12 protein-coding genes are annotated in these 12607 nt (G+C 74.2%); 6 read left to right on the top strand and 6 right to left on the bottom strand.

Going from position 1 to position 12607, the window contains the following annotated elements; genetic code table 11:
* Positions 1–105: 105 nt before the first annotated feature.
* From QJS33_RS00455 to QJS33_RS00435, 5 genes are all read right to left on the bottom strand, one after another.
* Positions 106–1146 (bottom strand): zinc-dependent dehydrogenase, encoded by a 1041-nt coding sequence (locus QJS33_RS00455; protein WP_306365787.1) that lies wholly within the window; start codon positions 1144–1146, stop codon positions 106–108.
* A gap of 137 nt (positions 1147–1283) precedes the next feature.
* The gene (locus QJS33_RS00450; protein ID WP_306365786.1) at positions 1284–1748 is read right to left on the bottom strand and encodes a PTS sugar transporter subunit IIA; all 465 of its coding nucleotides are present in this window, start codon (positions 1746–1748) and stop codon (positions 1284–1286) included.
* Positions 1738–2046, bottom strand: coding sequence for a PTS lactose transporter subunit IIB (locus QJS33_RS00445; protein WP_306365785.1), 309 nt, complete (start codon positions 2044–2046; stop codon positions 1738–1740). Before QJS33_RS00445 ends, QJS33_RS00450 begins: the two co-directional genes overlap by 11 nt.
* The gene (gene mtlA, locus QJS33_RS00440; RefSeq protein ID WP_306365784.1) at positions 2043–3158 is read right to left on the bottom strand and encodes a PTS mannitol transporter subunit IICB; all 1116 of its coding nucleotides are present in this window, start codon (positions 3156–3158) and stop codon (positions 2043–2045) included. The genes QJS33_RS00445 and mtlA overlap by 4 nt, the downstream gene beginning before the upstream one ends.
* A 136-nt stretch (positions 3159–3294) precedes the next feature.
* A complete protein-coding gene (locus QJS33_RS00435; protein WP_306365783.1) occupies positions 3295–4056 on the bottom strand; it encodes a DeoR/GlpR family DNA-binding transcription regulator in 762 nt (253 codons plus the stop codon).
* 321 nt (positions 4057–4377) lie between these two features.
* Here QJS33_RS00435 and pfkB point away from each other — a divergent pair, with 321 nt between their 5' ends.
* Positions 4378–5331 carry a 1-phosphofructokinase gene (pfkB, locus tag QJS33_RS00430; protein WP_306365782.1) on the top strand — a complete coding sequence of 318 codons (954 nt, stop codon included), beginning with the start codon at positions 4378–4380 and terminating at the stop codon, positions 5329–5331.
* 32 nt (positions 5332–5363) lie between these two features.
* Complete coding sequence (locus QJS33_RS00425) at positions 5364–5630, top strand: HPr family phosphocarrier protein (protein ID WP_306365781.1); 267 nt, start codon at positions 5364–5366, stop codon at positions 5628–5630.
* A gap of 74 nt (positions 5631–5704) precedes the next feature.
* Here QJS33_RS00425 and QJS33_RS00420 read toward each other — a convergent pair whose 3' ends face one another.
* Complete coding sequence (locus QJS33_RS00420; RefSeq protein ID WP_306365780.1) at positions 5705–6466, bottom strand: SDR family oxidoreductase; 762 nt, start codon at positions 6464–6466, stop codon at positions 5705–5707.
* Between the two features lie 173 nt (positions 6467–6639).
* Here QJS33_RS00420 and QJS33_RS00415 point away from each other — a divergent pair, with 173 nt between their 5' ends.
* The 4 genes from QJS33_RS00415 (at position 6640) to QJS33_RS00400 (ending at position 12600) form a co-directional block, all read left to right on the top strand.
* A complete protein-coding gene (locus QJS33_RS00415; RefSeq protein ID WP_306365779.1) occupies positions 6640–8121 on the top strand; it encodes an MFS transporter in 1482 nt (493 codons plus the stop codon).
* Positions 8118–10607, top strand: a complete 2490-nt coding sequence (locus tag QJS33_RS00410; protein WP_306365778.1) for a PEP/pyruvate-binding domain-containing protein — start codon at positions 8118–8120, stop codon at positions 10605–10607. Before QJS33_RS00415 ends, QJS33_RS00410 begins: the two co-directional genes overlap by 4 nt.
* Before the next feature lie 10 nt (positions 10608–10617).
* Positions 10618–11235, top strand: a complete 618-nt coding sequence (locus tag QJS33_RS00405; protein WP_306365777.1) for a TetR/AcrR family transcriptional regulator — start codon at positions 10618–10620, stop codon at positions 11233–11235.
* 327 nt (positions 11236–11562) lie between these two features.
* Positions 11563–12600 carry a nitronate monooxygenase gene (locus QJS33_RS00400; RefSeq protein ID WP_306365776.1) on the top strand — a complete coding sequence of 346 codons (1038 nt, stop codon included), beginning with the start codon at positions 11563–11565 and terminating at the stop codon, positions 12598–12600.
* Positions 12601–12607: the final 7 nt, after the last annotated feature.

Here is a 12607-nt window from a genome sequence, read left to right as displayed (position 1 = left end):
CGTGGATGGTGGGTGGCTGGTCCGGGGAGGGCCGGGAGTGGGTTCCCTATCAGGGAACCCCAACGGGGCCGATCTCGGTAGCCCCTTCCCCCGTCTGTGGAGAACTCAGGGCTGGATGGTCACCTTGATGGCGGTCCCCGCGGCCACGGTCTCGATGGCCTTGTGCACGTCGGACAGCGCCATCCGCTCGGTGATCAGGTCCGCGACGGGCACCGCGCCGGAGGCGATGAGCTCCAGGGCGCGCTTGTTGTGCTCGGGGCTGGAGCCGTTGGCGCCGAAGATGGAGATCTCCCGGTAGTGGACGAGGTTGGAGTCCAGGGAGATGATCGGGTTGTCCTTGGGCAGCCCGCCGAAGAAGCTGATCCGGCCGCTGCGGGCGACCATCTTCAAAGCGTCCTCCTGGGCGCGGCCGGAGGCGGCGGCGGTGATGACCACGTCGGCCCCGCGCCCGTCGGTCAGGCGCAGCACCTCCTCCACGGCGTCGACCTCCTCGCCGCAGATGGCGGCGTCGGGCCCGACGATCCGCGCGGACATGTCCAGGCGGCCGCGGTTGACGTCCACCAGGTAGACCTTCTTCGCGCCCTTGGCGCGGGCCAGGCGGACGTGCAGGCAGCCGATGGGCCCGGCGCCCATCACCACGACGGTGTCGCCCTCGCCGACCCCGGCGATCTCCTGGCCGTTGAGGACGCAGGCGAGCGGTTCGGCGACGGACGCCTCGGCGTAGTCCAGGCCCTCGGGGATGCGGTTGACGCCGTCGACGGCCAGCACGGCCTCGGGGACGACCATGTACTCGGCGAAGCCGCCGTCGTAGTGGTAGCCCATGGACTGCTGGCGCGAGCAGACGGTGAACCGACCGTCGCGGCATTCGGGGCAGGTGCCGCAGGGGATCGCGGCGATGATCTGGACCCGGTCGCCCTCGGACCAGCCCTCCACTCCGTCGCCGACCTCGACGACGCGGCCGGCGATCTCGTGGCCGATGACCCGGGGCGGGTCGATGTGGTGGTGTCCGTGGCGGAAGATCTTGACGTCGGTTCCGCAGGTGGAGCAGTTGACGACGGCGATCTTGAGCTGCCCGGGCCCGGCGGTGGGCTCGGGTGCCTGTTCCAGGCGGAGGTCACCGGGTGCGTAGAAACGGGCGACGAGCATGTTGGGCCTTTCAGGGAAACTGCGCCGGAGGCGCCTGTTGAGCGCTACGGGTGGGCGGTGGGCGGCCCCCGCCCGCCGCTCCGGGGAGTGAGCGGAGGGACGGGCGGGGGCGGGGAGGACGGCTCGGCCTGGACGGCCTACCGGGATCGGCCGTCCGCGGCGGTCGGATCGAGGAGTGCGACCACGTCGGCTGGCTCGGCGGCCCCGCGCAGTCGCGCGGCCTTGTCGGGGTCGGTGAGGACCCCGGCCAGGGCGGTGAGGATGCCCAGGTGCTCCTCACCGGTGGCCGCGATGCCGATGGCGATGTGGACGGTGGGCCCGCCCCAGTCGACCCCTTCGGGGAACTGGATCACGGCCAGCCCGGTCCTCCTGACGTGCACCCGGGACGGGTCGGTCCCGTGCGGGATGGCGACCCCCTCCCCGAGGAAGGTGGACACCGACGCCTCCCGCTCGTGCATGGCGGGCAGGTAGCCGGGGTCGACCGCCCCGAGCTCCAGGAGCAGCTCCCCGCACTGGTCGATGACGTCGGCCCGGTCCTTCGCCGTGCGGCCCAGGCGGACGGCGTCCTCGGCCAGGACCAGCCGGGCGGGTTCAGTCGGCAAGGGTGCCACCGTCCCTGATGGCGCTTTCGACCTCGGTGAAGACGGGGTCGCCCAGGAACATCCGGAACCCCTTGACCACGGTGCCCGGAACCCGGCTGCGGGCGCGGGCGGCCAGGCCCTCCTGGGTCAGGACCAGGTCGGCGTCCTCGGGGATGCGGTCCACGGGGGCGTGCTCGACGGACACCCCGTACTTGCCCAGGCTGCCCTTGAGCTGGGTGGTCAGCAGGACGCTGCTGCCCATCCCGGCGTCACAGGCCACCACGACCTTCTTGACATCGGAACCTTGGATGCTGCTCATGCGACGCTCTCCTCGCTGCTTGCGGAGTTCTGCTCGGCGGCGGCCTCCTCGCGGGCGGCCTTGCGCTCGGCCCGGCCGAAGCCGAGCAGGAGCGAGGCGACCGCGAAGGACACCGCCGTGGCCACGGTGACACCGGCCAGGACGGACAGGTGCCCGCCGGGCGGGGTGACGGCCATCAGGGCGATGATGCTGCCCGGGGAGGCCGCGGAGATCAGGCCCGCGTCCATCACCATGAAGGTGGCCACGCCCGACATGCCGCCGGCGACGGCGGCCAGGATCAGCTTCGGCTGCGCGAGGATGTACGGGAAGTAGATCTCGTGAATTCCGCCGAAGAAGTGGATGATGATCGCACCGGGCGCGGTCGCGCGGCTGATCCGCGGGCCGAAGAACATGCAGGCGAGCAGGATGCCCAGGCCGGGGCCGGGGTTGGTCTCGATGAGGAACTCGATCGCGCTGCCCTCGGCGGCGGACCGGGCGGTGCCCAGCGGGGTGAACACGCCGTGGTTGATGGCGTTGTTGAGGAACAGCACCTTGGCGGGCTCGACGATCAGGGAGACGAGCGGCAGCAGGCTGTTGTCGATGAGGAACTGCACCCCGGCGCCGAGCGCGTCGGCGATGCGGCCCACGACGGGGCCGACGGCGTAGGCGCCCACGACGGCCAGCAGGCCGGCGAGGATGCCCGCGCTGAAGTTGTTGACGAGCATCTCGAAGCCGGCCTTGACGCGCGGCTGGATCAGGTTGTCGACCTGCTTCATGAGGTACGCGGCGAGCGGACCCATGATCATCGCGCCCAGGAACATCGGGATGTCCACGGAGGCGATCACACCCATGGTGGCGGCCGCGCCGACCACACCGCCGCGGGCCCCGTGCACCATGGTGCCGCCGGTGTAGGCGATGAGCAGGGGCAGCAGGTAGGTGATCATCGGTCCGACGAGTTCCGCGAGGTACTCGTTGGGCCACCAGCCGGTGGGGATGAACAGGGCGGTGATCAGACCCCAGGCGATGAACGCGCCGATGTTGGGCATGACCATGCCGGAGAGGAACCCGCCGAAGCGCTGGATTCCGGACCTGGCCGAGGCGAGCGCTGTGCTCTGCCGCTGTTCGGTGGACATGTGGGGGACCTCCTGGGAGGTGCGGCGGGCCTGGGCCGCGCCGCCGGTGGTGTGGTGGGTGGGGCGCCCGGCCGACTGGACGGGAAGGTGCGATCGGACGGGTCACGCACCTCGGTCGGACGGGCGCCGGGCCTGGTCAGACCACCCGGACCGTGGGTCCGGCGGCCTCCAGTTCGTCGGCGAGTCCCCCGGCGAGTCCCTGGTCGGTGATGACCAGGTCCAGGTCCTCGACGGAGGCGAATCGGGCGAAGTGGTCGTTGCCGACCTTGGTGTGGTCGGCGAGGAGGACGGCTCGCCGGGCCGAGGCGATCATGGAGCGCTTCACCTCGGCCTCCGCCGGGTCGGGCGTGGTGAGCCCGCGTTCGACGGAGATGCCGTTGGTGGCCATGAAGGCGACGTCCACGAAGGATTCGGCCAGCGACCTCAGGGCCCACGCGTCGACGGTGGCCTGGGTCCGGGTGCGCAGGCGGCCGCCGAGGAACATCAGGTTGACGTTGGTGCGCGTGGTGAGTGTGAGGGCGATGGAGAGGGAATTGGTGACGACGGTGAGCTCCCGGTCGGCGGGCAGCTGCTCGGCGAGGCGTCCGGTGGTGGACCCCGCGTCGAGGAGGATCGCCCCTTCTTCGGGGAGTTCCTCGATCGCCGCCTTGGCGATCCGCTCCTTCTCCTGGGTCATCACGGAGTCGCGCACATTGAGCGCGGGCTCGAAGCCCAGCCGCTCGACGGGGATCGCGCCGCCGTGGACCCGCCGCAGGACCCCGTGGCGCTCCAGCGCCGTGAGGTCCCGTCGGATGGTCTCGTAGGTGACGTCGAACTCCGCGGCGAGCCCCGTCACGTCGACCCGGCCGTCCCGGCGGGCGCGTTCGAGGATCGCCTGCTGGCGCTCTTCCGCGTACATGTTGGATCACCTGTGTTTCGGTGTGGTTTTCGGTGAGTTTAATCGTGTTGTCTGGGACACACAAGGGGTACCTTCCTCCAATATCCCAGCAAGGCCCCGCGACCACACCCGAACCACCGCCATCGGCGCGGGCATCTCCTGTCGACACTGGCCGCACGCCTCGCAGACCCTCTCGCACCCCCCTCGCGCACACCCCAACGACAACCCGCAGAATCGGAAACCATCGGACAACAGTGTTGACACGCGCAGATGAACACACATAATCAAAGGCAGTCCAACATCCGGACCGGGCCGGGCGCAGCGACCGCGAAAAGAGCTCCCATGATCCTGACCCTCACCCCCAACCCGAGCGTGGACCACACCCTGGAGGTGGACCGCCTCGTCCGGGGCGAAGTCCTGCGGGTCGACGCCACGCGCGCCCAGGCGGGCGGCAAGGGCGTCAACGTCGCCCGGGCCCTGCACCTGGCCGGGGTGGACACGCGCGCGATCCTCCCGGTCGGCGGGGGCGGCGGCGCCGAGCTCACCGCCCTGCTCGGCGACCTGCCCCGGCTCACCGTCCCCATCACCGGCGAGACCCGCGCCAACATCGCGATCACCGAGGCCGACGGCACCACCACCAAGATCAACGCCCCGGGGCCCACGCTCTCCCCCGCCGAGACCGATGCCCTGCTGGCCGCCCTGGAGGACGAGCTGTCCCGGCGTCCGGAATGGATCGTGGCCAGCGGCAGCCTGCCCGCGGGCGCCGGCGAGGACTTCTACGTCCGGGTGGCCGGACTGGCCGCCGAGTACGGGGTGTCCCTGGCCCTGGACACCTCCGGCAAACCCCTGGAGGCGGCGGTGAGCGCCGGGTCGATCGGCCTGGCCAAGCCCAACCTGGAAGAGCTGTCGGAGCTGACCGGGCGCACCCCCGCGACCGTCGGCGAGGTCGTCGCCGCCGCCCGCGGACTCCTCTCCCGGGGCAACGGCTCCGCCCTCGTGACGCTGGGCGGCCACGGTGCCATACTCGTGGGGCCCGAGCACGCCTGGTGGGCGCGCGGCCCCCGGGTCCGCACCCGCAGCACCGTGGGCGCGGGCGACTGCGCCCTCGCCGGGTTCCTCACCCCCGCCGACTCCCCGGTGGACCGCCTGCGCAACGCGGTGGCCTGGGGGACCGCGGCGGTGTCCCTGCCCGGAACGACCATCCCCGCACCCGACGACGTCGAGCCGGACGCCGTCGAGGTGGTGACCGAACCCGACCCCTCCTGGCCCCTCGACTCGCTCGTCGACCGGCCCTGACCGGCCCACCGGCCCCTCACAAGGAGCACCAGATGCCCCAGCGCACCGTAGCCGTCGGTTCCTCCCAGGGACTGCACGCGCGACCCGCCACACTCTTCGTCCAGGCGGCCACCGCCACCGGCCTGTCCGTGACCGTCGCCGCCAAGGGCAAGGACCCGGTGAACGCGGGCAGCCTGCTCGCCGTGATGACCCTGGGGGTCAAGCACGGCGAGGAGGTGACCATCGCCGCCGAGGGCGAGGGCGCCGACGCCGCCCTGGAGTCCCTGGCCGAGCTGCTGGCCTCCGAACTGGACGCCTGAGCGACCCGAGCACACCCGGACGCCCGTCCCGCAGAGCCGTGCGGGGCGGGCGTCCGCGTGTCCGGGGGCGGGTCTCAGCCCTCCTGCTTCACCCGGTGGATCTTGTGCTGGGCCGCCTGGGCGCGGGGGCGGACCACCATCAGGTCGATGTTGACGTGCGGGGGCCGGGTGACCGCCCACACGATGGTGTCGGCGACGTCCTCGGCGCTGAGCGGGTCGGGCACGCCCGCGTAGACGTTCTCGGCGGCCTCGGCGTCGCCGCGCAGCCGGTTGAGGGTGAACTCCTCGGTCTTGACCATGCCGGGGGCGATCTCCAGGACCCGGACGGGCTGCCCGCACAGCTCCAGCCGCAGGGTGGCGGCCAGGGTGTGGGCGCCGTGCTTGGCGGCCACGTACCCGCCGCCGCCCTCGTAGACGACGTGCCCGGCCACGGAGCTGACCACCAGGACGGTGCCCGCGCCGCTGTCGATGAGCTTGGGCAGCAGGGCCTGGGTCACGTTGAGCACGCCCAGCACGTTGACCTCGTACATGGCGCGCCAGTCGGCGGGGTCGCCGGCGGCGACGGTCTCGGTGCCGATGGCGCCGCCCGCGTTGTTCACCAGCACATCGCAGGAGGGCAGCTCCGCGGCGAAGGCGTCCACGGCGTCGCGGTCGGTGACGTCGAGGACGTGCGCGCGGGCGCTGTGCCCGTCCTTGACCAGCTCGGCGGCCAGTTCCTCGATCCGGTCGGCACGGCGGGCCACGAGGACCACGTCGTACCCCTCGGCGGCCAGGCCCCGGGCGGTGGCGGCGCCGATACCGCTGCTGGCACCGGTGACGACGGCGGTCGCTGTCATGTGGTCATCCTCCTGCAAGGTCGCTGTCGCGCCGAGCGTATCCGGGCCCGCCGGACGGGGTCCCGGGTGCCCCCGGGTGTCCTCCGGCACATTCCCTCCTAAGAGACGTTGCGTTTCTTAACTCATGGGCCTAGCCTTGAGTGAACGCACCGTTCTCTAAAGGAGGTGAGAGCATGGCCGGGCCATCGACCCCCGTGGCACGCGCCCTGCCCGGGCTGCTCGCCGCGATGCTGCTCGGCGCCCTGGACCAGACCGCCCTGACCCCCGCGCTCCCGGCCATCGCCGCCGACCTGGGCGGTCTGGCGTGGATGCCCGCGATCGTCACCGCCTACGTGGCCGCGGCGACGGCGGCGATGCCCCTGCACGGCCGCCTCGGCGACCGCTACGGGCGCGGACCGCTGCTGCTCGTCTCCGTCGTGCTGTTCGGCGTCGGCGCGCTGGGCTGCGCCCTCGCCGGGTCCCCTGCCGCGTTCCTGGCCTCCCGGGTCGTCCAGGGGGTGGGCGGCGGCGGCCTCGTGGTCGGCGCCCAGGCCGCGCTGGGCGAGCTCGTCCCCCCGCGCGAACGCGGCCGCTACCTGGGGCTGTTCGGGGCGGTCTACGTCCTGGCGGCGGTGGGCGGCCCGCTGTTCGGCGGGGTCGTGGTCGACCTGCTGTCCTGGCGGTGGATCTTCCTGGTCCACCCGCCCGCGGCGACGGCGGCGTTCATCGCGATCGCCCTGGGCCTGCGCACCCGGCCCGCCGCCGACCGGCCGCCGCTCGACCTGGCCGGGGCGGGCGCCCTGGCCGCGACCGTGGTCGGGGCGATCCTGCTCTGCGACGCCCTGCTGTCCCCCGTCGCCCGCCCCGGCTGGGCGGTGCCGGTCTGGGCCGGGGTCGCCACGGTCGGGGCGGCCGGGTGGGCGGTGTCCGCGCGGCTGGCCCGCGACCCGGTGCTGCCGCCGCGGCTGCTGCGCCTGCGCGGGTTCGCCGTGCCCGCCGCGCTGAGCCTGGTCGTCGGGTTCGGGCTGTTCGGGACCCTCACCTACCTGCCCGCGTTCGCGCAGATCACCCTGGGTCTGACCGCGACCGCGGCCGGGCTTTCGGTGACCGCGCTGATGGCGGGCGCCCTGACCACCATGGTCGTGTCCGGGCGGCTGATCACCCGGACCGGACGCTACCGCCGCTACCCCGTGCTGGGCACGGCCCTGGCCGGGCTGGGGCTGGCCCTGTTCGGGCTGTTCGGCGCCGGCCTGGGCCCGGTCGCCCTGGTGGGCGTCCTGCTCGTGATCGGCGTCGGCGTGGGCGCGGTCATGCAGGTGGTCCTGCTGGCCGCCCAGAACTCGGTGGACCGCGCCGACCTGGGCGCGGCCACCTCCACCGTGCTGTTCCTGCGCCAGATCGGCGCGAGCGCCGGGGTCGCGGTGACCGGCGCCCTGGTCACCGGTGCCTTCGCCGCCCGCGTCCCGGCGGGGATCGACGTCGGCACCCCGACCCCGGAGGCGCTGGCCGCGCTGCCCCCGGCGGTCCGCGACTCCGTGGCGTCCGCCTTCGGCGGGGCCGTCGCCGACTCCCTGCTGTTCATGGCGCCGCTGCTGGGCGCCGCCTCCCTGCTGGCGCTGGCGCTGCCCCGCACCCCGCTGCGCACCGAAACCGACACCCTCCTGGAGAAACGATGATCCCGACCGCCGCGACCCCGATGGTCGCCCCGCTGGACGCCTTCGGGGCCGACGACCTGCCCGCCGTCGGCGGCAAGGCCGCCAACCTGGGCGAGCTACTGCGCGCCGGACTGCCGGTGCCGCCGGGGTTCGTGGTGACCACCGACGCCTACGCGGCCGCGGTGGACGGCGCAGGCCTCGCCGACCTGTTCGCGGGCGGGGACCCCGATCCGGCGCGGCTGCGTGCCGCGGTGGAGTCCGCCCCCGTTCCCGAGGGGATCCGCGCCGCCATCACCGACGCGCACGCCCGGCTCGGCGGCGTGCCGGTGGCGGTCCGCTCCAGTGCCACCGCCGAGGACCTGCCCGGGGCGGCGTTCGCGGGGCAGCAGGACACCTACCTCAACGTGGTCGGCGCGGACGGGGTCGTCGACGCGGTCCGCCGCTGCTGGGCGTCGCTGTGGACCGATCGGGCGGTGGCCTACCGCCGCGCCCGCTCGGTCGACGCGGCCGGGGTGCGGATCGCGGTGGTCGTGCAGGCCATGGTGGAGTCCGAGGCCGCCGGGGTCATGTTCACCGCGGACCCGGTGTCGGGCGAGCGCGGACGAATCGTCGTGGAGTCCGGGCGGGGACTCGGCGAGGCCGTGGTGTCGGGCCTGGTCACCCCGGACCATTACGCCCTGGACCGGCAGGGGCGGGTGCTGGAGCACCGGCCCGGCCGCGCCGAGGTGGTCGTACGCCCCGTCCCCGGTGGCGGGATCGTGCACGAGCGCCCCGGTGGGGACGAGGGCCGGAGCCCGCTGCCGGACGGCGTCCTGCGCGAGCTGGCCCGGTACGGGCGGGCCGCCGCCGAGCACTTCGGGCGCCCCCAGGACATGGAGTGGGCGCTGGCGGCGGGCCGGGTCAGCATCGTGCAGTCGCGCCCGATGACCGCCCTGCCCCCGGAGTCGGTGCCGCTGAACCGGCGGCAGCGGCTGATGGCCACCGCCCTCAGCGAATACGTACCCGTCCGGCCCTACCCCATGGACGTCGACACCTGGCTGGGGCGGGGACCGGCCGCGATGATGCGCGACATCACGCACGAGTACGGGATCGTCGGCGCGTTCGACGGCTTCCTGCGCGAGGAGGACGGGGTGGTCGTCGAACTCGTCCCGCCCGCGCCGCACCCGGTGCCGCGGGCCCTGCTCACCCCGTTCCGGCTCGTGCACAAGGCCCGCACCCGCAAGATCACCGCCTGGCGCGAGGACCCCCGGTTCCTGGACTTCCTGCGCCGGGTGGAGGAGCTGGACGCCCGCGACCCGGCCGCGCTGACCTGGCCGGAGCTGCTGGCGGTGCCCGACGAGGCGATCGGCCTGCTGGACCCCTGCCGTGAGCTGCGGCTGGACTACCTGCCGGGGATGGCCGTCTCGCTGGCCCGGCTCACCGCGGCCCTCACCCTGCTGGGCCGCCGCGGGCTGCTGGGCGACCTGACCGGCGGGGCGCACACCCGCACCGAGGACGCCAACCGCGCCCTCCAGGACCTGGCAGACCTGGTGCGCGGCGACGCGGGACTGCTGGAGCTGTTCGCCGGGGCCTCCCCCGAGGAGGTCCTGGCCGAGGTGCGCGGCGGCCGGGTCGGGGCGGGCACCGGGTTCGCCGGGGCGCTGGACGCCTTCCTGCGCGAGTTCGGTCGCCGCGAGACCGTGAGCCCGCTGCTCGTCAGCCCGCCCACTCTGGGCGAGGTGCCCGAGAGCGTGATCGGCCTGGTCCGGGTCATGGTCGACGAACCCCGCGAGGAGGACCCCGGGTCGCGTTCGGAGCGGGCGCTGGCGACGCTGCTGGGGCACCCGCTGCTGCGCGGGCGCCGGGCCCGGGCGCGGATGACCCGGTGGGTGCGCGCCGCGCAGTACGGGATGGCGTTCCGCGAGGACTCGCACTTCTTCTTCACCGCCCCGCTGCCCGCGCTGCGCCGCGCCCTGCTGGAAATGGGCCGCAGGCTCACCCGCGCCGGGGTGCTGGAGGAGGAGTCCCAGGTGTTCCACCTGCGCATGGCCGAGGTGGCGCAGGTGCGGGACCCCGGGTCGATCCCCGTGGAGACCGCCGACCGACTCCGGTCGCTGGCGCGCGCCCGCTCCGCCCGGCGCGAGGAGCTGACCGGGGTGCGCCTGCTCGACCTGGCCCGGGTGTACCCGCGCCGCTCGGACGGGAACGCGCTGGCCGCCGGCGCGCCGGCCGGGTCGGGTCGGGCCACCGGGACGGTGCGCGTGGTCCGCGGCCCGGACGACTTCCACCGGCTGGGCGCGGGCGAGATCCTGGTCTGCCCCACCACCAACCCGTCGTGGACGCCGCTGTTCCGGCGCGCCGCCGCGGTGGTGGCCGACACCGGGTCGATGGGATCGCACGCCGCGATCGTCGCCCGCGAGTACGGCATCCCGGCGGTGATGGGCACCGGGAACGGGACCTCGATCCTGGCCGACGGTGCCCGGGTCACCGTGGACGGGGACACCGGTCTGATCACGGAGGAGCCCTAGAATGCCCGGCATGACCGCCGACGCCGACACCGACGACCACCGCAAGCGCTCCCGGCGCCGGGGCGACTCACTGGTCGCGGCGATCCTCGCGGCGACCGTCGCCGAACTGCGGGAGCACGGCTATGCCGCGCTGACCATGGAGGGCGTCGCCGAACGCGCCGGGGCGGGCAAGGCGTCCCTGTACCGCCGCTGGAGTACGCGCGGCGAGCTGGTCATGGACGCCGTGTACGCGCTGCTGCCCGACCCCGCGGCCCTGCCCGACCACGGTTCGCTGCGCGAGGACCTCCTCGGGCTGCTGCGAATGGTGGCCGACCACCTGGCCGGTCCGGCGGGCGAGGCCCTGCGCGGGCTGATGGCGGAGGCGCTGCCCGAGCCGGAGCGCATCGCGGCCCTGCGCGAGCACTCGCAGGGGCGGGGGCGCATGATGATGGCCGAGGTGGTCGAGCGCGCGGCGCGGCGCGGGGAGATCGCCCCCGGTCCGGTCTCGCCGTGGCGTCTGGGCACGGGGCAGGCGCTGCTGCGCGACCACTTCCTGTTCCACCAGGGCCGGATCGAGGACGGGGCGATCGAGGAGATCGTGGACACGGTCCTGCTGCCGCTGTTCCACGCGCCCCCGAAGATCGGCTGACGGCGCCGGGCGGACGGAGCGGCCGGGAAATCCGATGGCCCCGGAGAAGGTGGCGGTGCCGGCGTGGGACCCCCCTTCCGGAACCGATGCGTATGACGCGCGGGGCTTTCCGGAACCCGCCTTTTCCGGAAGGCCCGCAGTGGAGGCCGGACGACCTCCCCGCGGCCGCCCCTGATCCTCGGGTACGCCCTTTTCCCACCGGGCGCGACCGCTGCGGACCTCGCTTGCGGCGCGGTGTTCATCACCGTTCTGCTCGGCTGCGGAGTGACACGGGGCGCCGTACCCGGGTCCGCTACCCTGCACGTGTCGGCGGAGAGCGGGGGGATCATGAGTCATCTGTCGGATCTGCTGCGGGAGCGGCCTCTCGTCCAGGCGCCCATGGCGGGCGGGGCCTCCACCCCGGAGCTGGTGGCCGCGGTGGCGCGGGCCGGGGGCCTGGGGTTCCTGGCCGCCGGGTACCTGGCGCCGGAGCGGGTGGAGGAACAGGTCGCCCTGGTGCGCGGGCGCGGGGTGACGGCGTTCGGGGTGAACGTGTTCGTGCCCGGCCCGGCCGGTGACCCCGCCGCGGTGCGGGACTACCGCGGGGAGCTGGACGCCGAGGCCGAGCGGTACGGCACGGCCCCGGGCGCGCCGGTCCACGACGACGACGCCTGGGACGCCAAGATCGACCTGTTGGAGCGGCTGGAGGTCCCGGTCGTCGGCTTCACGTTCGGCTGCCCCGACGGCAACGTGCTGCGCCGCCTCCAGGAGGCCGGGGCCGCGGTGGTCGTCACGGTCACCTCGGTGGACGAGGCGCTGCTGGCGGTGGCCCGGGGCGCCGACGGCCTGTGCGCCCAGGGTGTGGAGGCGGGCGGGCACCGGGCCGCGTTCGACCCGACGCTCGGTGGGGAACTGCCGACGGTGGAGCTGGTGGCCGCGCTGGCCGAGGCCGTCGAGGTGCCGGTGATCGGCGCGGGCGGGATCATGACGGGCGGCGAGGCCGCGGCGGTGCTGGGCGCGGGCGCGGCGGCGGTACAGCTGGGCACGGCGTTCCTGCGCTGCCCCGAGAGCGGGGCCCAGCCCGCGCACAAGCTGGCGCTGACCGACCCCGGCTTCACCGAGACCACCCTGACCTGGGCTTTCACCGGGCGTCCGGCACGCGGCCTGGTCAACCGGTTCGTCACCGAGCACCCCAAGGCGCCGTACGCGTACCCGGAGCTGCACCACATGACCCGGCCGCTGCGCGCGGCCGCGGCGCGGGCCGCCGACACCGGCGGGATGGCGCTGTGGGCCGGGACGGGGTTCCGGAGTGCCACCGACGACCCGGCCGCCGAGGTGGTGGAGCGCCTGCGCCGCGAGGCCGCGCAGGCGGGCGCCCGCCTCTGACCCCCGC

This window comes from Nocardiopsis sp. CC223A, from assembly GCF_030766825.1.
Lineage (GTDB): Bacteria > Actinomycetota > Actinomycetes > Streptosporangiales > Streptosporangiaceae > Nocardiopsis.
The sequence above is the reverse complement of the archived record's forward strand: the minus strand, read 5'-3'. Positions and strand labels throughout refer to the sequence as shown.